Annotated in this window: 20 protein-coding genes and 1 pseudogene; 6 read left to right on the top strand and 15 right to left on the bottom strand. The window is 44.0% G+C overall.

The window, feature by feature from the left end; all coding sequences use genetic code 11:
- The first annotated feature begins 33 nt into the window (after window positions 1–33).
- On the top strand, window positions 34–924 hold the full coding sequence (gene htpX, locus RT064_RS03665) for a protease HtpX (RefSeq protein WP_313061556.1): 891 nt from the start codon (window positions 34–36) through the stop codon (window positions 922–924).
- A 107-nt stretch (window positions 925–1,031) separates the two neighbouring features.
- Here the strand turns inward: htpX and RT064_RS03660 are convergent, their stop codons facing one another.
- The 4 genes from RT064_RS03660 to RT064_RS03645 form a co-directional block, all read right to left on the bottom strand.
- Complete coding sequence (locus RT064_RS03660) at window positions 1,032–1,295, bottom strand: DUF2789 family protein (protein ID WP_313061553.1); 264 nt, start codon at window positions 1,293–1,295, stop codon at window positions 1,032–1,034.
- A 235-nt stretch (window positions 1,296–1,530) separates the two neighbouring features.
- Window positions 1,531–2,517, bottom strand: coding sequence for a malate dehydrogenase (locus RT064_RS03655; RefSeq protein WP_135889116.1), 987 nt, complete (start codon window positions 2,515–2,517; stop codon window positions 1,531–1,533).
- Between the two features lie 227 nt (window positions 2,518–2,744).
- On the bottom strand, window positions 2,745–3,536 hold the full coding sequence (locus RT064_RS03650) for a T2 family ribonuclease (RefSeq protein WP_313061550.1): 792 nt from the start codon (window positions 3,534–3,536) through the stop codon (window positions 2,745–2,747).
- A 342-nt stretch (window positions 3,537–3,878) separates the two neighbouring features.
- Entirely contained in the window at window positions 3,879–5,864 is a 1,986-nt protein-coding gene (locus tag RT064_RS03645; RefSeq protein ID WP_313061548.1) for a lytic transglycosylase domain-containing protein, read from the bottom strand.
- Between the two features lie 272 nt (window positions 5,865–6,136).
- On the opposite strand from RT064_RS03645, the gene RT064_RS03640 reads away from it, so the two are divergent.
- Both RT064_RS03640 and miaB read left to right on the top strand, forming a co-directional pair.
- Window positions 6,137–6,898, top strand: coding sequence for a class I SAM-dependent methyltransferase (locus RT064_RS03640; RefSeq protein ID WP_313061545.1), 762 nt, complete (start codon window positions 6,137–6,139; stop codon window positions 6,896–6,898).
- Between the two features lie 73 nt (window positions 6,899–6,971).
- On the top strand, window positions 6,972–8,438 hold the full coding sequence (gene miaB, locus RT064_RS03635; RefSeq protein ID WP_313061542.1) for a tRNA (N6-isopentenyl adenosine(37)-C2)-methylthiotransferase MiaB: 1,467 nt from the start codon (window positions 6,972–6,974) through the stop codon (window positions 8,436–8,438).
- Window positions 8,439–8,448: 10 nt separating this feature from the next.
- On the opposite strand, the gene RT064_RS03630 is transcribed toward miaB, so the two are convergent.
- The 4 genes from RT064_RS03630 to gspE all read right to left on the bottom strand — a co-directional run bounded on the left by RT064_RS03630 (window position 8,449) and on the right by gspE (window position 11,347).
- Window positions 8,449–9,168 (bottom strand): NMCC_0638 family (lipo)protein, encoded by a 720-nt coding sequence (locus RT064_RS03630; RefSeq protein ID WP_313061540.1) that lies wholly within the window; start codon window positions 9,166–9,168, stop codon window positions 8,449–8,451.
- Between the two features lie 171 nt (window positions 9,169–9,339).
- The gene (locus RT064_RS03625) at window positions 9,340–9,540 is read right to left on the bottom strand and encodes a hypothetical protein (protein WP_007116972.1); all 201 of its coding nucleotides are present in this window, start codon (window positions 9,538–9,540) and stop codon (window positions 9,340–9,342) included.
- A complete protein-coding gene (locus tag RT064_RS03620; protein WP_313061535.1) occupies window positions 9,530–9,796 on the bottom strand; it encodes a BrnT family toxin in 267 nt (88 codons plus the stop codon). The genes RT064_RS03625 and RT064_RS03620 overlap by 11 nt, the downstream gene beginning before the upstream one ends.
- A gap of 45 nt (window positions 9,797–9,841) precedes the next feature.
- Window positions 9,842–11,347: a type II secretion system ATPase GspE gene (gene gspE / locus RT064_RS03615; RefSeq protein WP_409519523.1), complete on the bottom strand. Its 1,506-nt coding sequence runs from the start codon at window positions 11,345–11,347 to the stop codon at window positions 9,842–9,844.
- Between the two features lie 173 nt (window positions 11,348–11,520).
- On the opposite strand from gspE, the gene RT064_RS03610 reads away from it, so the two are divergent.
- On the top strand, window positions 11,521–12,372 hold the full coding sequence (locus RT064_RS03610; protein ID WP_313061530.1) for a thiazole synthase: 852 nt from the start codon (window positions 11,521–11,523) through the stop codon (window positions 12,370–12,372).
- Between the two features lie 28 nt (window positions 12,373–12,400).
- Window positions 12,401–13,759, top strand: a complete 1,359-nt coding sequence (locus RT064_RS03605) for a WS/DGAT/MGAT family O-acyltransferase (RefSeq protein ID WP_313061526.1) — start codon at window positions 12,401–12,403, stop codon at window positions 13,757–13,759.
- Window positions 13,760–13,831: 72 nt separating this feature from the next.
- On the opposite strand, the gene RT064_RS03600 is transcribed toward RT064_RS03605, so the two are convergent.
- The 4 genes from RT064_RS03600 to RT064_RS03585 form a co-directional block, all read right to left on the bottom strand.
- The gene (locus tag RT064_RS03600) at window positions 13,832–14,560 is read right to left on the bottom strand and encodes an amino acid ABC transporter ATP-binding protein (protein WP_138019449.1); all 729 of its coding nucleotides are present in this window, start codon (window positions 14,558–14,560) and stop codon (window positions 13,832–13,834) included.
- Between the two features lie 116 nt (window positions 14,561–14,676).
- Window positions 14,677–15,348 (bottom strand): ABC transporter permease subunit, encoded by a 672-nt coding sequence (locus tag RT064_RS03595; RefSeq protein ID WP_313061523.1) that lies wholly within the window; start codon window positions 15,346–15,348, stop codon window positions 14,677–14,679.
- On the bottom strand, window positions 15,345–16,091 hold the full coding sequence (locus RT064_RS03590) for an amino acid ABC transporter permease (protein WP_040404072.1): 747 nt from the start codon (window positions 16,089–16,091) through the stop codon (window positions 15,345–15,347). Before RT064_RS03590 ends, RT064_RS03595 begins: the two co-directional genes overlap by 4 nt.
- Before the next feature lie 136 nt (window positions 16,092–16,227).
- Window positions 16,228–17,301 (bottom strand): glutamate/aspartate ABC transporter substrate-binding protein, encoded by a 1,074-nt coding sequence (locus RT064_RS03585; RefSeq protein ID WP_313061520.1) that lies wholly within the window; start codon window positions 17,299–17,301, stop codon window positions 16,228–16,230.
- Window positions 17,302–17,669: 368 nt separating this feature from the next.
- Between RT064_RS03585 and hslO the strand changes: the two genes are divergently transcribed.
- Window positions 17,670–18,605 (top strand): Hsp33 family molecular chaperone HslO, encoded by a 936-nt coding sequence (hslO, locus tag RT064_RS03580; RefSeq protein WP_313061518.1) that lies wholly within the window; start codon window positions 17,670–17,672, stop codon window positions 18,603–18,605.
- 322 nt (window positions 18,606–18,927) lie between these two features.
- Here hslO and RT064_RS03575 read toward each other — a convergent pair.
- The 3 genes and pseudogenes from RT064_RS03575 to RT064_RS03565 form a co-directional block, all read right to left on the bottom strand.
- A pseudogene (locus RT064_RS03575) lies at window positions 18,928–19,737 on the bottom strand (NYN domain-containing protein); the annotation flags it as partial.
- The gene (gene topA, locus RT064_RS03570; RefSeq protein ID WP_313061517.1) at window positions 19,722–22,469 is read right to left on the bottom strand and encodes a type I DNA topoisomerase; all 2,748 of its coding nucleotides are present in this window, start codon (window positions 22,467–22,469) and stop codon (window positions 19,722–19,724) included. The gene topA and the pseudogene RT064_RS03575, both read right to left, overlap by 16 nt.
- A 47-nt stretch (window positions 22,470–22,516) precedes the next feature.
- Window positions 22,517–23,017, bottom strand: a complete 501-nt coding sequence (locus tag RT064_RS03565) for a hypothetical protein (protein ID WP_313061515.1) — start codon at window positions 23,015–23,017, stop codon at window positions 22,517–22,519.
- Between the last annotated feature and the right edge of the window lie 3 nt (window positions 23,018–23,020).

Raw genomic sequence — 23,020 nt, 5'->3', positions numbered from 1 at the left:
ATTTAATCGTTTGATTATCTTTAGGAAACCGTCATGTTACGAATTGGCTTATTTCTTTTAACTAACCTAGCGGTGATGGTGGTGTTTGGTATCGTCATGAACGTCATCGCACCAATGCTAGGGTTCAATTTGGGCGGCACAGGCACAACTAGCCTGCTGGTAATGTGTTTCATCTACGGTATGATAGGGTCGTTCGTATCGCTGTTGATGTCAAAATGGTTGGCAAAACGCTCCACAGGTACGCAAGTCATTGAACAGCCTGCTACCCAGTTGGAAGTTTGGCTAGTTGAAACGGTTCGCCGTTTGGCGCAAAACGTCAATATTGATATGCCAGAAGTAGGTATCTTTGATAATCCATCGCCCAATGCCTTTGCGACAGGTTGGAATAAAAACAAAGCTTTGGTAGCGGTATCGACTGGGCTACTACAATCGATGAACCGAGAAGAAGTCGAAGCGGTACTTGCTCATGAAATTGGTCACGTTGCTAATGGTGATATGGTGACCTTAGCGCTTGTTCAAGGGGTGGTTAACAGCTTTGTAATGTTCTTTGCGCGCATTGTGGGTTTATTTGTAGATCAGGCGGTCTTTAAAAATGACAGCAATTCACCTGGCATGGGCTATTACATTACCAGTATGGTGTTAGATATTGTGTTTGGCATTGCCGCGCAAGCAGTGGTTATGTGGTTCTCTCGTTACCGTGAATACCGTGCTGATGAAGCAGGCGCGCGTTTGGCGGGTAAATACAACATGATTGCTGCCTTAGAAGCGCTAAAACCTGCCAGCCAGCATCCTGACTATATGCCACAAGGCATGAAAGCCTTTGCGATTAATGAAGGTAAAGGGGGATTTAGTTTTGCGCAGTTATTTGCTAGCCACCCTTCCCTTGATGACCGTATTGCCCATTTACAAAAATTGGCTCCGTAATTATTTTGACCACTTGTTTTAACAATGTAAAAAACCCAATCAGTGATTGGGTTTTTTAGTTAGTTTTTAATACATTTAGAAAATACCTTTGACAGTATTAAAATGACTTATTTAGCCAGTTTTTGTGCATCCATGGCATCTTTGTGTAGACGAGTATTGAGCTCATCAATGATTTCAATCCAACCTGCATCTGCACGGTATTCATCTTTTAAAAATTTACGTTGGCTGTCACTCCAAAAAGGCGCATCGCTCAGCTCAACTGATTGCGGCAATTGATTCTCTTGAATAAATTGTTCAACCGCGGCGTCATCGCCATCCATACCCATTTGTTCAAACAACATATTAATGTTTCTTTCGCCATCTGTCATCATTGTGGTTCTCCTAGTACTCTTAAAAGTATCAATGGTTATTGTAATGTCATTATTTTTAGCACTCATTTTATTTAAAAATTATCAAAAAAGTGCCATGGGTTATTCTTACCGTTAGACCATTGTAGCCAAAATTGAGCAAAAAAAATGTGATTTGATTGTATAGTGTGGTTATTTCATGTAAAAAAACCAGCCTAATGAGACTGGTTTTTTTTTCGGTTAAAATATTCTAACCTAATTAGTTAGGAAGTAAGTGGCTTACTGCATCACGCTCTTCAGCCAATTCCGTTTCAGTGGCTTTCATTTTTTCTTGTGAGAAAGCCGATGAAACGTCTAGCCCTTCAACAATTTTCCAGTCGCCATTTTGGCAAGTACATGGGAATGAATAGATAAGACCTTTTTGGATGCCATATTCACCGTTTGAGTAAACACCCATAGATACCCAATCATTCTCGTCGGTGCCTAGTGCCCATGAACGAATGTGTGCAATCGCAGCGTTTGCAGCAGACGCTGCTGATGAGGCACCACGTGCTTTAATGATGGCAGCACCGCGTTGTTGTACGTTAGGGATATAAGTACCTTCGTACCAATCACGTTGTACTTGCTCTAGGGCAGGTTGACCTTTTACCGTAGTGAAAGTCAAATCTGGGTACTGGGTTGAAGAATGGTTACCCCAAATGATCATTTTTTTGATGTCATTCACGGTGGTTTCAGTTTCTTCAGCCAGTTGCGCCATACCACGGTTGTGGTCAAGACGTGTCATCGCTGTAAAGTTACGTGGGTCTAGGTCTGGGGCATTGCGCTGTGCGATTAAGGCATTGGTGTTAGCGGGGTTACCCACAACCAATACTTTGACAGTACGGCTAGCGTTGTCATTTAACGCTTTACCTTGTGCAGAGAAGATGGCGGCGTTGGCTTCTAGCAAATCTTTACGCTCCATGCCTGGGCCACGAGGACGGGCACCTACCAGTAGGGCATAGTCCGCATCTTTGAACGCAACATTAGCGTCGTCAGTTTGTACGACGCCCGCTAGCAATGGGAATGCACAATCTTCAAGTTCCATTACCACACCTTTTAAAGCTTCTAAGGCTGGTGTGATTTCTAATAATTGTAAAATGACAGGTTGGTCTTTACCTAACATATCACCCGATGCGATACGAAATAATAATGAATAACTGATTTGACCAGCAGCACCAGTCACCGCAACACGAACAGGCTGTTTCATTGAAAGCTCCTATTATGATAAGTACAAGATCCTTTGCAAAAGCAAGGCAGTGAAAAAAGCAGAAAAAGTTGTCTAAAAAAGCCTGCCTAGTTTATCACTTGTCACCATCAAAGACCATAAATTTATGGGGTCAATTGTTGGGTGAGCTTGACAATTATGGGTTGAAGTGAGGCAAAGAACAAAATCAAAAACGCTTAAACTTAAGCAAAAATTGATACCGCCATCCTTCAATAATTGCCATCAATCAAAAATTGACTGGGACAGGCATAAGAGCGGGTGGCACATTGGGCAAAACGTCCGTTATTGTCGTAGCACACGTTAATATAGGTCAGTACAGATTGACCTGCACTATTTTTTTGACAGAAAAAATTAAACGAGTTTGGCTTCATGCCGGGGTTTAAAGATAACAATTGACGGCTCAAGCCACTAGACGCGAATCGATAACTGCGTCCGCTACTGAGTTCTTTTGGGAGTTTTAACTGACTAGCAAGCGAGGTAATGGTGCGAAAATAAGTACCGGTACTTAGACCACTGCAGCGACCATACTGCTGCCAAATATTTTTGCGAATATTACCGTCTGGAATGACTTTTGAGGTGAGATTTTCTTGCAGGGGCGACATGCTGTAGCGGCTATTACTACAAGACTGGTTTGCCACCCGATAAAAATTCACCGTCATCGGATTGCCTTCGATACATTGGCAAAGATTACCCATGTATGGGTTGAGCTTGCAGATGGCGGGGGATAATTCCACCCCTAAAACACTGTCGGCATGGGCAGCTGGGGTTGCTAAAGCACCCATCACCGCCAAGCAGCCAAGTAGTAAGCAGCCAAGTGACAAGTAGCCGCTAAACTTTGCGCTTTTTTGATGACTTGAGTTGATAACTAAACTCGCTAAATTTGCTGCCGCCTCATCATCTTGAAACTTTGCTTTAGACTTTAACGACCCCAATGTGGCGGTGTGTGAAACCGTGTGCCAGGTGGTAAAATCGAGTAATGTTTTTAGACAAGATGACAGCATAGCAATTAAACCAAATAGTTGGTGATTAAAAACAAGCAGGTTGTTTTAACGTTTACAGTGAGCTTTTAAATTTACAGTGAGCTTTTAAATTTACAGTGAGCTTTTAAAATAGACGTGATAAAAATGGTCATTGACTGATTAATTTTCTGCTTGAAATAACTAAATATTTGCCAAATGAAACTAATGTTTATGAGTCATGCCAATTTTTTGAAATCATACTAACTAGGTCAGATTTTGTAAACCCTGTATATACTAAAAAACAACAGTAATTTATTGACCATTATCAATCAATTAGCTGTTGTTTTTGCGAAGATTTGACAGGTTTATTTAATTCAGATTAATTTAATATTTAGCAGCAATGGTACCCATACGCTGAGTAATCGGTTGGTTGCTGCCACCAAGGAGCACATCATAATTGGTGGCATTTTCCATCACGGCTTTGACATAATTGCGCGTTTCTGAATAAGGAATGGTCTCAACATACTGATCGGCCGCTAGGCTACCATTCTCAGGTTGCCAAGTTTTGGCCTTACCTGGCCCTGCATTGTAGCCTGCGGTGGCTAGGACAGGCTGACCGCCCAATTTATTTAAAATATCGCCCATATAATACGTACCATAGCGGATATTGGTATCACCCCCTGCGACGCGAGATGGCTCATATGGTTCGCCCAATTTACGTGCGATATAGCGCGCGGTGTCTGGCATGATTTGCATCAACCCCCCTGCCCCGACACCCGAACGCGCGCCGATATTAAAACGGCTTTCTTGACGCATGATGCCATACGCCCACGCAGGATCGATGCCTGCTTGGCGGCTGTATTGCACGACACTAGACTGATGGGGCATTGGGAATGCCAGTGCCGAATTTGGAATCGTTTTGGTAGACTCCAACGCATAGATAGCACGATCATACCATCCCATGTCCGATGCGGTTTGCGCGGCTGCCAGAATCATCGTCTCATCACCACGGTCACGTGCTTTTTTTACCGCCCAGTTCCATTCACGGTTGGTATAGGTAGGATTGGCGGCAAGTTTATAGAGGGTAAATGCGCGATTAAAGAAACTATCGCTTGCGAGGCGTGAGTAATCACTATTGCTCACCGGTGGCGTAGTCGGCAATCGGTCAAAACGCTGCCCCAGTTGGTCTTTGGCGAGCAGTCCATAATAGTCATTGGTTTGCGCCAATTGACTAAATAGCTGATTGGCTTGTTGACGCTGCTGGTTAGTGCCGCCCAATTTGTAGGCTTTGGCAAGCCAATATTGCCATATCGGTTGCTGCTGATTTTTATAGTCCATTGCGCCAATGGCTTGTGCCAAATCTGACCATCGGCTATAGCGTATCGCAGCTTGGGCATAGTTTTCGGCTTCTTCATTATTAAATGGTACGCCCAGACTTTTTTGCATCCAATCAACCGCGTCACTACTAAACCCTTGATCGGTATTGACGCCCATCCTCGCCACGCCCAAGGTACGGTAGGCATATTGACGGGTTTTGGCATCAAAAAACTGCGGGTTTCTCCCCAAATCATAGTTAAGCTGCATCGCCGCCTCACTGACAGATTTTTTGGCAAGTTGCCCTAAACCGTATAGATATAAATATCGATTGCTGGCGGTCGCTGGCATACTACCGAGTTGTGAGAAAAACGCATTGGGACTGCTGCTGATGCTCATCAGCTGATTGTAGCTCAGCTGCACGCCCAATCGGCTGGCAAGCTGCACGATGTCACCATTGTTGCCCGTACGTAGCATACGATACAGTCGCTGCTCACGGTCATCATTGCTAACCATACGATTGCCATTGAGTTCTGTCGCCAACTGTTGGCAAAGCTGTGGCAGTTTTTTATCCGTGTTGAGCCAAACATTACCTTTTTCGGTATAAGCGCGCATGCTATCGCCACCGTGATTGAAGCCTAACGCAATGGCACAAGCTTCACTGGCATCAGGATTGGTCACATAGCTTGCCACTTGTCTAACCGCATCATAATCACCCATCCGCGCTTTGGTTTCCGCATAATCCGCCGCCAATTTTTCTGCCATCGCAGTTTGTGGATAACGATTAGCAAAACTTACAATCGCTGATGCAGGCTGGGCGTCTAAGTCTTTATTAAGCTGCCAATATTCTGGATACATGGCTAGACTGCCACCCGCCATCATTTGCTGATAGTTTCCCATTTGCGATAAGTTGCCACGGCTAGCTTCACGCTCGGCTTGGTTAAAATAACTATCCGCCGTGCTAGGCGTTCCTACAGAATAGCTACTTGCGCAAGCAGATTCTGCAAAAACAGCAATCACACCGCATGAAATCATCGAAAGCTTGAGATTTTTCATAATAATTGGTAAGACCTTTAACTAGGATAAATAAATAGGATAAATAGGCAAAAAATGACAAAAGTAATGTAAAAATGGTTAACCTTGCTGAAGCGATTATAACGATTGTCGACTAAAAAAAATTTACCCAAATCTCAACTAATTGTATAAAAATGTTGCAGCATATTTTATATAACCAATAGTTTTTTAATTTTAAATTTAATTAACTATAAATTATAAATTATTTGGCTTATGATAAGTCTATTATTAGCCACCAATAAATGCGATAAGCCATGACCCATACCCAGCATGCCCTAAATATTCAACAATACCAAGACAAATCCCACAACTACCTTAATAGCGCTGTTCATGCGCAAGGCGCTGAGTTCGACAAAATAAAGCAGTTGATTGAGGCGCACAAGCTTGCGCATATATTAGATTTGGGCTGTGGCGGTGGGCACGTCAGTTATCAGGTGGCGCCTGTTGCCACATCAGTGATTGCTTATGACATTACCCCTACGATGACCGAAGTTGTCGCCAGCCAAGCCAAAACACGCGGGCTAACCAATATCACCACGCAAATCGGTACGGCGGAAAAATTACCCTTTGCCGACCACCAATTTGATGCCATTATCACGCGCTATTCTGCGCACCATTGGCAGAATGTACCACAGGCACTGTTTGAGATGCATCGCGCTCTAGCTCCCGACGGCAAAGTGGTGATTGTCGATGTATTGGGCAATAGCAACCCCGTGCTCAATAATTTTTTACAGACCATTGAAACCATCCGCGATCCCAGTCATGTCAAAGATTATAGTCTTGCCGAGTGGTTGTATTTTGCACAAATCACCGGCTTTTGTGTGGCGACTGTGGAAACGCAAAAACTGGCGTTAAATTTTGACAGTTGGGTCGCCCGTATGCATACCCCTGATACCAGCATACAAGTGATTCGAGCCTTACAAAAAAATTGTACCGCGCCCGTTAGACAATATTTTGAGATAGATGAGGCTGGCAATTTTAGCACCGATGTCATTTATTTAGTGCTGTCAAAATAATCACTACCGCATCTTGCCAAAAAAATCTGTTATAATTAAGGGTTTATTTTAGGCGAAACATTTAGGTGTAGTCATGACAGTTGCTACTTTTGACCCAAAAGCACAGATTTCCAAAACTCAAAATTTGGTAACGCCAACGCTAGCGGCGAGTGTTGAACCCACCATGCTACCAGCGGATACTCCTGTCAAACGCGTGTTTATCGAGACCCAAGGCTGTCAGATGAATGTGTATGACTCTGAAAAAATGGCAGATGTGCTAGGCGACTCGCACGGCATGATACTGACGGACAATCCTGAAGAAGCCGATGTACTGCTCATGAATACCTGCTCGATTCGTGAAAAAGCGCAAGAAAAAGTATTTTCTGAACTCGGACGTTGGAAAAAACTTAAAGAGAAGAACCCGAATCTGGTCATCGGTGTGGGTGGCTGCGTGGCGTCACAAGAAGGTGATAAAATCCAAAGCCGTGCCCCGCATGTCGATATGGTGTTTGGACCGCAAACCCTGCATCGCCTGCCAGAACTGTACGACCAATCTACCAAACAGCTGGATGTTAAACCCAAAAACCGTATCGGCGTCGTCGATGTGTCTTTCCCAAGTATCGAAAAATTTGACTTTTTACCCGAGCCCAAAGTAGAAGGGTTTAAGGCGTTTGTATCCATCATGGAAGGCTGCTCAAAATACTGCTCATTTTGCGTGGTGCCTTATACCCGAGGCGAAGAAATCTCGCGCCCTCTCGATGACGTACTTGCCGAGATTGACAGCCTTGCCAGCCAAGGGGTACGTGAAGTAACGCTATTGGGGCAAAACGTCAATGGCTACCGCGGCGAAAAACACGATGGTACGATTTGCCGTTTTAGTGAGTTATTGCATTATGTGGCACACGTTGATGGCATTGAGCGTATTCGCTATACCACCAGCCATCCACTGGAATTTAGCGATGATATTATTGAAGCGTATGCCAAAATACCAAAACTGGTATCCCACCTGCACCTACCTGTGCAAAGTGGCTCCAATGCTATCCTAGCCGCCATGAAACGTAACCACACTATTGATATCTACGTTGAGCAAATCCGCAAACTACGCGCGGTGCGCCCTGATATGTATTTATCAAGCGATTTTATTATCGGTTTTCCCAATGAAACCGACCAAGATTTCCAAGATACGCTCAATCTTGCCAAAGATTTGGATTTTGACCATTCATATAGCTTTATTTACTCCAAGCGCCCTGGTACGCCTGCGTCAGACTTGCCCGACAATATCGATATAGCAACCAAAAAAGCCCGTTTGGCGGCGTTTCAGCAAGTGATTATTGACTCAACCTGGGCAAAAACCCAAGGCATGGTGGGTCAAACCGTGCGTGTGTTGGTGGAGCAACATGGCGACCGCAATCCTGAATTTTTGATGGGAACGGCAGATAATACGCGAACGGTATTGTTTAAAGGCGATGATGCGTTGATTGGTAAACTGGTAATGGTGAAAGTCACGCGTGCCATGAGTCCGCATTTGGTGGAAGGCGAGTTGATGGATATTTTGGGGTAAATGCAAGTTGTTATTTAACTGGTATTAACCGAAAATTTAAGGTCGCTTTTACAGGGGTTTTATCACTCATGCTGGTATAAGCCGTCACCACATATTGCGATGGGGCGTCGGCTTTTTGCATCGTATATACAAGTTCTTTGATAGGGAGTTGGTTAACATTATCTCTATCGCTCACAAGCTGACTGGTAAGACCCAGTTGCTTGGCAGTTTGGGTTACCATATTTTGGACTTCTGCTCTTACGGTCATTTCATCGGCATAATGGGCTTTTACTGAACATCTGTTTTTATCAGTTTCAACAAAATATTGTCCCCCTTCAATTGTATTAACACCCCAAACATGCTCTGCTGAAAGGTCAAAGGCTTGTTTTTGCTTGTCAGATAACTCAAATAGTTGATTTTGTTTGGATTGTTCTGCAATTTTTTGGCTATTAGCGCCTGTCAACACGCAATTTTCATAGAAGATTCGTACAGTTTGTTTGCCCAATGTTTGCAAATTTTTTGAATCAGTAGCGCTGTCTGTGTTTACTGGTGAAACCGCAACGTTGGTATCGTTGTTGAGTGGGTTTGTTTTATTTAGTGGGTTTGTGGATGACACAAATTGGCTACTATTAGTATTAGACTGTGTTGAGGTTATCCTACCATTACTTTCGGTCGAGTCTGGCGACTGATTACAGCCAGTAAGAGCGATTGCAACTAGTTCCATACCTATATAGTATACGTAATGATTCATCACATTATCCTTAATATAATTTTTTGCCTATCATAGTTTTATCATCACAATCGCTACATTTTGCCTAATTTTTAACGTCATTTTGTTTGGTCAATCGTAACACTTCAAGCGTAATGTTCTCTTTGGACACTTTTATCATGAGTTCTGCATAGATACTAGTATCAATTCAAACTAGCCTACTACTTGGGTATTCATTTTCATCGCCATTACTTGGCGAATCATTTCACTGATATGTTTTTTAGTATCATCATCTTGGGTTACAAGCCAATCACTCACATCTTTATCCAGCAAATGCTGTTGTTCTCGCAACCGATTAAGATGGGAAATTTGTGTCGCTCTTTGAGCATTTGAGAAATCGTATTCAGTTTGCATATTGTTTTTCCTCGTTTTTGGTTGCTTTTCGTGCAGATATTAACCGAATGATATCATCATTATCCACATAACAATAGACAACAACTAATAAGCGATTTGCCATTCCTAATAATACAAATCTTGGTTCATCGTGGTCAAAATCTTCACGTACTAGCGCATTCGGGTCAAGTAATGCAATTTTTGCTTCATCAAAACTTACACCATGTTTGATTTTATTACTTTCAGCTTTATTTTGGTCAAAAGTTATTTGTATCAATTTAGCGACCTATATTCATTTTTTCATTAACACTAGAAAAATATATCACATCTCCTTTTCTTTCGTCACTCGCAGCACTTCTTCCAATGTGGTTTTGCCTGCCAATACTTTTTTGAGTCCATCGGCACGAATTGACGGTGTCTTACTGCGAGCATAGCTTTCAAGCTCAAATTCTGCCGTTTGGCTATGAATCAGTTGTCGCAGTTTGTCATCGACAGGCACCACTTCATAAATCGCGGTACGTCCCCGAAATCCTGATTGGTTGCACTTCTCACAGCCCACGGGTTTTGGCAGTTTAATCTCCCCGACTTCGCCTATTTCAGTAAAAATCTGCGTTTGATAGGCATCGGCAAGTGCCCATGTATGGCAATGTGGACACAAGGTACGCACTAGCCGCTGTGCCACCACGCCAATAAGGCTCGATGACAGCAAAAACGGCTCAACCCCCATATCTTGTAGTCGCGTCACCGCACCAATCGCCGTATTGGTATGCAGGGTCGAGAGTACCAAGTGACCTGTGAGTGACGCTTGCACCGCAATTTCTGCGGTCTCTAAATCGCGAATTTCCCCCACCATCACCACATCAGGGTCTTGGCGTAGCATGGCTCGCAAACTACGGGCAAAGGTCATGTCTACTTTATTATTGACTTGGGTTTGCCCGATTCCATCTAGCTGAAATTCAATCGGGTCTTCAGCGGTCAAAATATTACGGGTGTTATCGTTCAAATCTGTTAAAGCCGCGTACAGCGTCGTGGTTTTGCCCGAACCTGTCGGACCTGTGACAAGAATAATGCCATGCGGACGATGAATTAAGCGTTTAAGCTCGCTATAATCACTGTCTGACAATCCCAAATAGGTCATATTTAACCGACCCGCTTGTTTATCCAAGAGCCGCATCACCACACGCTCACCAAAATTTGATGGCAAGGTCGATACCCGTACATCCACTTCTCGCCCAGCCAGACGTAATGAGATGCGTCCATCTTGCGGTACCCGTTTTTCAGCGATATCCAGTTTTGCCATCACCTTAATACGCGACACCAGTAGCGGTGACAGTTCCCGTTTTGGACTGACGATTTCTTTAAGCACCCCATCTACCCGAAAGCGCACCGATAGCCGTTTTTCAAAGGTTTCAATGTGAATATCTGAGGCGTTTAGACGGATGGCTTCAGACAGTAGTGCATTGATTAGGCGAATGATGGGCGCATCGTCTTCTTGGTCCATCAAGTCTTCCGTCTCAGGGACACTGTCAGCAAGACTCATCAAATCGGGATGGTCTTCAAGTCCAGCGGCGATATGCTGAGATTCCCCAGTGTTGCCTGCATAGACCGCGGCTAACTGCTTTTCAAAATCGTCACTTTGCGCCATGGCAAAATTCAATGGCAGTGGCACCCCTGCTTGACTGGCAAAACGGTTAGCTTCGTTGATGGCTTCCATAGGGGTATCAGCCGTCATCAACAACGTCGGCGGGGCAGTCAAATCTTGCGCGTATTGCAACAGCAGTTGATGACGTTTAGCAAAACTATAGGGCAAGGCAATCGGATTTAGCATAGGGATTATCAAATGAAATAAGCCAAGAAAAGATGCGTTCCATTGTAGCTTATCAACAGCACAAATCCTACCAAGGCGCACAAAAAGACCCTGAGACAAGCTATATTTTGTTATACTAAAGCATTTTTTACTGATTGATAACCATGACAATCAAACTCTAAAAAGGGATGACAATGACCCAAACCACTTCAACTCAAAATCCTGAAGCCCAAAATTCTTCAAGCCAAAATACGCTGATAACCGCAAACGACTTCCTACACATTGGTTCGCGCACGTTTACCTCTCGTTTGCTCGTCGGTACTGGCAAATATACAGATTTGGCACAAACAGGCGAAGCCATCGCTGCCAGTGGCGCGCAAATCGTCACTGTCGCCATTCGGCGCGTAAATATCGGGCAGAAAAAAGATGAACCCAATCTACTTGATGTGATTTCTCCGGAAAAATATACCATTCTGCCTAACACCGCGGGCTGTTTTGATGCTGATACTGCCGTACGTACCTGTCAGTTAGCGCGTGAATTGTTGGATGGGCACAACCTTGTCAAACTTGAAGTATTGGGCGATGAAAAAAACTTGTATCCCAACGTCATCGAAACCGTGAAAGCCGCTAAGACCTTGATTGATGATGGCTTTGATGTGATGGTGTATACCTCAGATGACCCGATTGTTGCTAAAGAACTTGAGAGCATGGGCTGTGTGGCGATTATGCCATTGGGCAGTTTGATTGGCTCAGGCTTAGGGCTATTAAATCGTCATACCTTAAGTCTCATCATCGAGCAGACCCAAGTGCCTGTCTTGGTGGATGCAGGTGTGGGTACCGCCAGTGATGCCGCCATTGCCTTGGAATTAGGCTGTGATGGTGTGCTGATGAACACCGCGATTGCCCATGCGCAAAACCCTGTATTGATGGCGTCTGCCATGAAACATGCGGTGATAGCTGGACGTGAGGCTTTCTTGGCGGGTCGTATGCCAGCGCGGTATATGGCACAAGCTAGCTCGCCACAGACTGGCTATTTTTTCCGCTAATTTATTATTTCACACTTAAGGACATCGCATGCGTCTGCTCACCGCCATTGACCAGTTATTTATCTTACTTGAAAATCGCAATCAGCCGATGCACATTGGTGGGCTGTTCTTGTTTGAGATTCCCGATGGCGCAAGTGATACTTTTGTCAGTGATTTGGTGCAGCAGATGCTCACGCAAAAGACGCCACCGAGTTTTCCGTTTAACCAAGTGTTATATCATCTAGCATGGTGGAAAACCGATGAAAACTTTGAAGTCGACCATCATTTTCGCCATATCGCACTGCCAAAACCGGCACGCATCCGTGAGCTATTGACTTATGTATCCCAAGAGCACAGCAAATTACTCAATCGTGCCAAACCGATGTGGGAATGTCACATCATCGAGGGGATTGAAGGCAATCGTTTTGCGTTGTATTTTAAGATTCACCATTCTATGGTCGATGGGATAGCGGCGATTCGTTTGGTCAAAAAATCGCTATCAGAATCACCAACCGAGCGGATTAGCTTGCCAATTTGGTCGCTAATGACCCGTCATCGTCACCAACTCGATGCTTTGATACCAGAAGATAAATCCCTTCTGCGTGTCGTCAAAGAGCAAGCGCTGGCTATCCCACCTGCCATCAAAGCCTTAGGTAAAAATGTGGTGGAGCGATTTCACAAAGACTACATTACCACCACCCAAGCGCCCGATAGCCCCCTCAACCAACCGGTATCAAGCTCACGGCGTATCTCTGCCCAATCTTATGAGCTTATTCGGTTTCAAACCATCGCCAAACATTACGCGGTGACCGTCAATGATGTGATTTTGGCGATTTGTTCGGGCGCGTTACGCCGTTATTTGCTCGATATCAATGGCTTACCCAAAAAACCCTTGATTGCTTTTGTACCCTTATCACTGCGCGATGACAACGATAGCGCAAGCCAACACGTTGGCAATCAAATTACCTTTATTTTAGCCAATCTTGCCACTCACCTTGCCGACCCTGTTGCACGGTTAAAGACGATTAATGGCAGCACCAAAAATAGTAAAAAACGCTTTTCTCGGATGAAGCAAGCCTCGTCGATTATTTATAGTGGGGTTGCTTATAGCCGTGCAGGATTGCAGGTACTTACGGGTCTGTTTCCCGATTATCGCGGTTTTAACTTGATTATCTCAAATGTACCAGGTTCTCATCAGCCATTGTATTGGCAAGGGGCAAAACTGCAGGCGCTGTATCCTGCCTCGATTGTGCTCAATGACCAAGCGATGAATATCACCTTGTGTACTTACGTGGATAAAATCGAGTTTTGTATCGTCACCTGTAGCCAAATATTGCCCCATAGCCAACGGTTACTCGCCTATATGGAAGAGGAACTCAAGCAGTTTGAATCACTTATGAGCAATTAGGCTAATGCAAACTTTGACAATAAAAAACGGCAGTGACTGCCGTTTTTTATTGAAATAAACTTTATTTTATAGTTAGTGATTTAAGATTTTTGACAAGAAATCTTTCGCGCGCTCACTACGTGCACCGGCGAAGAATTCTTCACGGCTACAGTTTTCAACGATATGACCTTGATCCATGAATATGATACGGCTGGCGACTTGGCGTGCAAAGCCCATTTCGTGGGTCACACACATCATGGTCATGCCCTCATTAGCAAGCTCAATCATCACCTCAAGCACCTCTTGAATCATCTCAGGGTCAAGCGCGGAAGTTGGCTCATCAAATAGCATTGCAATCGGGTCCATACTGAGTGCACGCGCAATTGCTACCCGTTGCTGCTGACCGCCTGACAACTCGGCAGGGTATTTTTTGGCATGCGCTGACAAGCCCACGCGGTCGAGATAACCCAAGCCTTTTTTCTGCGCTTCAGACTGACTACGACCCAATACTTTGATTTGTGCCAAGGTCAAGTTTTCTAAGATGGATAAATGCGGAAACAGTTCGAAATGCTGAAATACCATCCCTACCCGGCTACGTAGTTTTGGCAAGTCGGTTGCTTTGGCGCCGACCGACATGCCATCAATCAAGATTTCACCTTGTTGAAAGGCTTCAAGCCCATTGACGGTTTTGATTAAAGTTGATTTGCCGCTACCTGATGGACCACAGATAACGGTCACATCGCCTTTATGCACATGCGCGGTACAGTCGGTCAATACTTGAAAGTCGCCATACCATTTACTGATTTTGTTGACATTAATCATGATATCGGGACTGGCGTGTCCACTGTTTGATACCAAGCCACCAAATTCGTTGAGCCAGGTGGTTTCATCAATTTTAGTAACTACTGACATGTTATTATTCCTTTATTCAATATTGATTAAGCCATGCGAAAGCGTTTGCGTAGGTGGTTGACAGCGGTCGATGCGGTTAGACTGACCACAAAATAAAACGCCCCTGCCAGCAAGATATAGGGGGTGAGTAGCCCCATCAAGTCACCGCGCACGTATGAGGCTCGGAAGAAATCCACCAAGCCAATCGCAAACACCAACGTCGTATCTTGGAACAAAATAATCGACTGTTGTAGCAGTAGCGGAAACATCTTGCGAAACGCTTGTGGCAAAATAATAAAGCGCATGGTCTGACCATAAGTCATGCCCAAGGCTTTAGCGGCATTGACCTGTCCTTTGCCAATTGACTGGATGCCCGCACGTACAATCTCAGAAAAATATGCGGCTTCAAACACCATAAATGCCACCACGCACGAAGTAAACGCCGTATCCAACGTCAAATACGTGCCCGTCACCAAGTTATACACCATCGGTACAGCAAAATAAAACCAAAGCAATACCAACAGCAGCGGCACTGAACGGAAAAAGTTGACATACAGCTTAGCAGGCACGGCTAAAATACGAATGCCCGACAACCGCATCAAGGCTAAAATCGTACCCAGCGCCAAACCGCCAATGATAGCTAAAAACAACACTTTTAAGGTGATCCATAAGCCACCCATCAACCCTGGCATTGCGGCTTGTAATTCCATCATATTCATGCGCCACCCCCATCGATTTGACCTTTGATGCGTAATTTTTTCTCAAGCCAAGTCATAAAATAAATCAACACCAAATTAAACAATAAATAAATAATCGTGGTAAAGGTATACACTTCGATATTGTTCTGGGTATATTCACTGATAGTTTTGGTTTGGCTAATCAACTCAGTAACCCCGACCAATGAAGCGACCGAGGCATTCTTAAAACAGTTGGTAAGCTCAGAGCTCATCGGTGGTAAAATCACCCGAAACGCCTGTGGCAAGACGATATGGCGATACGTCTGGGGCAAGGTAAACCCGAGCGCATAGGCAGCATTGGTTTGCCCTTTTGGCAATGATTCAATGCCCGTACGCACTTGCTCAACGATACGCGCCGCAGTAAATAACCCAAGACCTATACTTGCCGAAATCACCGCCGAGGTATTTGGGTCTAACTCCTGAAACCACCATTTTTGTAAGGCAGGAGTCAGCCAAGTAGGTGCCACATAAAACCAAAAGAATAACTGTATTAATAGCGGAATGTTACGAAAAAAACTCACATAAGCGGTACCAATCGCTCTGGCAGTTTTGTTTGGTAAAGTACGCATAATACCTAAAATCGTACCGATAATTAAGGCAATCAGCCACCCACTCCCACCAATGACCAACAGCCATTTAAAGCCTGTCAATAGCCACTGCCAGTAGACTTCGTTGCCTACACCTGTTGGTTGCAGCAATACGCCCCAATTCCAACTATAATTCATTGCCACCCCCAAAATCCTGTCTAGCAAATTGATTTACCCAAAAACTAAAACTGACGTAACCACAATTGATAGGTGATGACGTCAGTTTTATGTTGGATAGTAACCTTCCTAACCTAGTTTGTTGTTATCCCATCAACTAAGGTTTTGTTGCACTTGCAATTGCAGTGCTTGCAGATGCCACAGCGGTTGCCACATTACTAGCGCCCGTTGCTACTGCATTGACGGTAGCAGATGCGGTGGCATTAGCGACGTCTTTTGGTTGCGCGCCATCATGTGGGTTTGCTAACAAGCTTTTTAAGTTGTCAGACATTTGGAAGTTCATGTTGATGTTTTTTGGTGGAATCGGTGACATGAACCATTTTTTGTAGATGTCGTTGATTTCACCTGATGAATAAGTCGCAACCAACGCATCATCGACTACTTTTTTGAATTCACTATCGTCTTTACGCATCATACAGCCATAAATTTCATACGATTGTGGGGTACCAACAATGACCCATTTGTTTGGATCTTTGGCTTTGGCTTTTTCACCTGCGAGCAGTACGTCATCCATCATGAAGGCTGCCGCACGACCGCTTTCTAACATCAAGAAAGATTCGCCGTGGTCTTTGGCAGAAACGATGTTAATGCCCATTTTTTTGTCATCGTTGAGTTTTTTGATAAAACGCTCAGAGGTAGTACCTGCGGTAGTCACTAAGGTTTTGCCTTTTAAATCCGCAAAATCTTTGATGCCTGAATCTTTAGCGGTTAATAAGCGAGTACCAATCTCAAAAAAACCGTTTGAGAAAGCCACTTGTTTTTGGCGCTCTTCATTGTTGGTGGTCGAACCACACTCTAAGTCAACCGTACCATTTTGTACCAATGGAATACGGGTCTGTGAGGTTACGAGGTTGTAACGCACTTTAAGGTCTGGCATATTCAATTGTTTTTTGACTGCGTCAACAATTTTTAATTGAAGATCATGGGCATAACCCACAGGTTGGTTTGGCGTACCTGCGATATAAGAAAATGGAATTGAGGAATCACGGTAACCCAGTACGATTTCCCCTGATTTTTTAATTTTATCGAGCGTTTTTTCACCAGTAGCCGCTGGCTGGCTACCTTCAGTCCCTGCCGCTTTGTTGTCGCTGGCTTTGTTACAACCTGCAAGACCTAATGCCATAATAGCAACGGTTGCTAAGGCGATTGGCTTTTTAGAGATTAAAATCATCCTATGATCCTTGTCGTATGATACGTTCTTAGTTAATCTTTTCGCTGTGTGGCTGTCAATGCCAAATCGAGTAAAAAGACTCCCCCCATCTCTTCATGTTTATCCTTCCCTGTCTTTTATTATCCCTCATTGCACCCATTAAAATCTGGCGAAACCTTGCACAATGACTGATAAAAAATAGTTTAGGATACTCAAAAGATTTAAAATGTGTGTTTATAGTAATTTACTTTTCTGTGTTGTGACAATAGATTTACAAAAAATATTTTTTTCTTGCCCGATAATTTTTTTACCATTTTTTTGCTATTTTGTATTTTATCCCCATTTATAGCTCAATAAATTGATTCAAACTCACTTAAGATAGGTTATTTATGACAACAGCGACTCAAGCACTTCACGATTTTGATATGCGCCAACGTTTTTATTTTGAGAAAAGCCCGGTACGCGGTGACGTGGTACGGATTAACGACAGCCTGCAGACGATATTGCAGCAAAAAGATTACCCAATTGCCCTGCAAAAACTACTTGGGGAAATGTTGGTTGCGGCAAGCTTGCTGATTGGCACCTTAAAAATCGAAGGTCGTCTATCCATTCAATTGCAAAATTCAGTCGCAGCCGCTGACCCTGAACAGGACAGCTTAACTTGGGCGATGGCAGAGTGTGACCACCAAGGTCACATCCGCGGTCTTGCAGAGTGGACAGGCGCGTGGCAATCCGCACAAACCGCGAATGATGCCTTTGCCAAACTTGGTAAAGTGGGTGAAGGGGTGTTATTCATTAATATCCAACCTGATACCACGTATGGCACACAAGCAGAAGGTTATCAAGGCATTGTTGAGCGTGTGTCAGATAACTTAGCGGATTGTTTGGCACATTACCAACAGCAATCCGTGCAGATTCCTACCTTAATTAACTTGGCTTGTGATGGTGAGCAAGCGGGCGGTATCGTGTTGCAACTGCTACCACGTACCACAGAAGAAGAGTATGAGACGGTGGACAATGACTTGTTCCCCCGCTTAAAAATCTTAACTAAGACGTTAAAAGCTGAAGAGTTAACCACCTTGCCAGCCGATGAGATTTTATATCGCTTGTATCATGAAGAAGACGTGGTGACGGCTGAACCTATGCCGTTGACCTTTGCTTGTACCTGCTCACAGCAGAAAAGTGAATCAGCTATTTTTCAGTTGGGCAAACCAGCTGCATTAGAAATTGCTAATGAGCATGGTAGTGAATTGGCGTTAGATTGTGGTTTCTGCGGACATGTTTACCGTTTTGATCACAAAGATATTGAGATGATTTTTGCTTAAAAATTAATAATAGCTCAATTATAAACCCGCCAATAACCCTACTAAAAAAGCCCTAATTTGGGCTTTTTTAGTAGAGATTTTACGAGTTTTTTGATTGTAATAGCTGAAGTTGTTTTTTATCTTCCGAAAACTCAAAATATTTACTTTCAATCTTCAATAAGGCTTGATAAATACTTTTACAGTCGTATTCAGAAACATCCAAATTTGGATAAGATTTATTAATTTCTATCGCTAAGGGATTCAAATAAATCCATTGATTGATACCGTATTTAGCTATAATTGTGTCTTGCACGGCCTTCAAAAATTTCGAAAAACTGGCTTTTTTTCTCACAAAAATCTGTGAGCCTCTTCTTTGGAAAGTAAATAATCCTAATTTTTCGAGTAATTCAGAGAGCTTATTACAGCCAAACGTTCTCACATCGAAGTCAGGTTTCAACATGACTAAATATTTGCCTAAATTCCCTAAATATGCCCAACCATCATCATCAGCCGTATCTTTAATTGCTTTATAAATTAATTGTAGTGTTGCACTATCAATGGTAAGTTGCGGTGATATACTATCTGATTGTAGCTTTTCAGAGTTTTTCACTTCTGTAACCTGAGTAGGATTTACCACTTGGTTATTATCATTATTCGTTGAAGTAATTAGTTGAATAGGGGCATCTGTTTTATTAATATCTTCCAAGTTTTCAATATAAATAAACTTATCACAGGCATTAATAAAGGCTTCAGGTGTTTTTGACTTTTCACCAAAACCATAAACGACTAGCCCACTTTCTCGTATCCGAGAAGCAAGTGGGGTAAAATCACTGTCGCTAGAAACGATACAAAATCCATTTAACGCTTTGCTATAAAGTAAGTCCATTGCGTTGATGATTAACATCATATCGGTAGCGTCTTTACCGCTTGTATAGGCAAACTGTTGTACAGGTGTAATCGCATGAGGCAAAAGTACGTCACGCCAATTTTTTAGATTTTCACTACTCCAATCACCATATACTCTTTTAACGCTAGCAACACCATATTTTGCCACTTCCTGCAAAATCAACGGAATTTTTTTGGCAGAAGAATTATCGGCATCAATTAAAACCGCTAATTTTGCTGAACTATCTTTCGTCACTCTTCCACCCATTTGCCTTTTCGATAAACCAAGGCAAATTTAGTCGCTTTGCCGTCTTTTTCTGAGCCGATATATTGCTCTGCATTTTTACGACTCCAACGCAAAATCGTAGGATTGCCCTCATTGTCGGTATCTGGCGCGCTAAATAAATACTGGAATTTATCTTCCAACTGATCTTGTATCGCGCGTAACTCTGACAGTTTTGGTGGGCGCGTCTCTCGCACTTTGGGAAATTTTGACGCTGCCAAGAATAACCCTGCTGCCCCTTCACGCAAAATATAATGGTCATCAAATTTTTGTGACTTGAGTTCTGGCATAGGGATTGCGGTCATACGTGGCGGCGCTGCATCGCCATTTTTGAGCACTTTACGGGTATTATCACACTGCTGACAGGCAAAATAGGCACCAAAACGCCCAGTTTTGAGCACCATTTGCCCATCGCATTTATCACAGGGTATGGTAGGCACATCATCATTGCCTGCAGTTTCAAAGACGCCTTTTTCTAATAGATAGCCATCACAATCAGGATTGTTACCACAGACATGAAGTTTTAACCCGCCATCGACAATATACCCATCCATCGCGGTATGGCATTTCGGGCAGCGTTTTTTCTCAAGTAGCGCTTGGATTTCGTCGTTGTTGTCCGCGTCGTCCTCACCGAGATGTTGGCTCTCTTTACTGGTTTGACTATGAAAGGCTTCCACAGGCATCAAGTTTTTGGTGCCTTTACAACGCTCTTTGGGGGGTAAATTATAACCGGTACAACCCAAAAACACCCCTGTAGAGCCTGTACGGATCTGCATTGGGCGCTGACATAGGTCACAATGAATATCTGGGACATCGGTTGGGTCATTGGGCTTCATGCCGTCTTCGTCTTTGGCACGCTCTAACTTGCCTTTAAAATCGCCATAAAAATCATCCAGCACTTTTTTCCAGTTTTGCTGACCTTCAGCGACTTCATCTAGGTTTTCTTCCAGCCCAGCGGTAAAAGTATAGTCCATCAAATGCGGAAAGCTGTTGACCAATCTGTCAGTGACGATATCACCCATTTTTTCGGCAAATAAACGTTTGTTTTCTACCTTGACATACCCACGTTCTTGAATTGTTGAGATGATAGCGGCATATGTGGACGGACGACCAATCCCACGTTTTTCCAGTTCTTTGACTAAGCTTGCTTCAGTGTAGCGGGCTGGTGGCTTGGTAAAATGTTGGCTAGGCTCGATACTATCGACCACCAATTTTTCCCCGATTTTTACATCAGGTAACAGATTGTCTTCATTTTTGGCAGGGGGCTGTACTTTGGTATACCCATCAAAGGTCATCACGCGACCTTTGGCTCTAAGCTCAATCTCACCGGCATTGACAATAAGCGTCATGGACTGGTACTGCGCAGGTGGCATCTGACACGCCACAAACTGGCGCCAAATCAGCTCATATAGGCGCTGGGCATCGCGCTCCATGTCTTTTAGCGAGGCAGATTGCACCAAAACGTCTGAGGGGCGAATCGCTTCGTGCGCTTCTTGGGCGTTTTGCTTGTTGCCATACACATTGGGCGATTTTGGGACATATTGTGCGCCGTATTGCTTGTCAATAAAACCGCGCACACTGGTAAGTGCATCCGCTGACAAAAAAGTACTGTCAGTACGCATATAGGTGATATGACCTGCTTCATACAGGCGCTGAGCTAGCATCATGGTTTTTTTGACAGGGAAACCAAGGCGAGTACTTGCAGCTTGTTGCAGTGTCGAGGTGATAAAGGGTGCAGACGGTTTTGATTGGGTGGGTTTTTCTTCCCGATCCGCTACGATAAAATCTGACTGTTCAAGCAATGCAACAACGGCATGGGTCTGCGCTTCGTTTTCTAGCGACAGGGGTTTGCCCGCTTTTTTTACCGCTTCTAGGCGAATGGTCTCTTGTTTGGCTTGCTGACTGTGGGTATTGCTGTGGATTTCCCAATATTCCACTGGGGTAAAAGCGCGAATTTCACGTTCACGCTCCACCACTAGACGCGTGGCGACAGATTGTACTCGCCCTGCCGACAGTCCGCGCGCTACTTTTTGCCATAGCAATGGCGATACCATGAAACCAACGACACGGTCTAAAAATCGTCTGGCTTGCTGCGCGTTGACACGGTCATAGTTTAGCTTGGTGGGGCTTTTAAAGGCATTTTGAATCGCGTTTTTGGTGATTTCGTTAAATACCACGCGGCTGTATTTGTCATCACTGCCACCGATAACTTCTTTGAGATGCCAGGCAATCGCTTCCCCTTCTCTATCCAAGTCGGTTGCGAGATAAATTTCTTTGGCGTCTTTGGCAAGGGATTTTAATTCTTTAATCACTTTAACTTTGCTGGGTAGAATTTCATAATGTGCCACCCAGTCGTGCTCGGGGTCAATGCCCATGCGCCGTACCAAGGCTTGCTGCGCTTTTTGCTCTTTGGTGAGTTTGCTATCCGACTTATCGTCAGTTTTTGCTGCGCCAGAACCCGACACAGGTAAATCACGCACGTGCCCCACACTAGAGCGGACGATAAAATCATTTCCCAGATACTTATTGATGGTTTTGGCTTTGGCAGGGGATTCCACAATCACCAAGGCTTTGCCTTGCCCCGACGTTTTAGGCGTTGTTTTTTTCGCTTTTGTTGATTTATCCGCGGCGGCTCTTTCGCCGGATTTGGTGTCTGCTTTTGTATCAGCCGTATCCGTGGTTTTGGTTGACTTTCTCGCTGTCGGTGTTTTACTCATGTTGGGTTCACAAAATCATTAAAAAGGGTAAGTTAAAATACGAAAAGTTAGTTATTCTGCACCAATTTGGCATAATCATGCAATTTACTTTTTAACATGATTAGGTCTTTTTCGGTGGTTTCAAGTTCTGATTTCATGCCCAGTTGGCTATTTTCTTGCCAATAAATACACACAAAATTGGCTTTACAGCTTAAACCCTTAACGGTTGTTGCGATGGATGCCGGTAAATCCACCTCCCGATTATCAAGCGCAAAATTGGCGGGATAATGCCCGGTAAAGGGTCGCCATTTGCCCTCAATCACCTGATAATCACAGGGGCGCATCTTTGCGTCCTCAATCACCACGCCGTATTGCGCCATCATGCCTTTACCGCGTTCGCCTGTATCGCCCATAATCCAATCGGGACATGCGACCAGTTTTGGCTGCACGCCCACGCGTCTGGCTGCCATGCGCAGATTATCACGCATGGTCTCGCGAGCAGAGGGTTTTAACCCCATGATACTACCGACAATAAACACCCCGATGGCGATGGCTATCCATGTTCCCATTGA

It is taken from the genome of Moraxella sp. CTOTU49097 (assembly GCF_032064105.1).
Lineage (GTDB): Bacteria > Pseudomonadota > Gammaproteobacteria > Pseudomonadales > Moraxellaceae > Faucicola > Faucicola osloensis_B.
The sequence above is the reverse complement of the archived record's forward strand: the minus strand, read 5'-3'. Positions and strand labels throughout refer to the sequence as shown.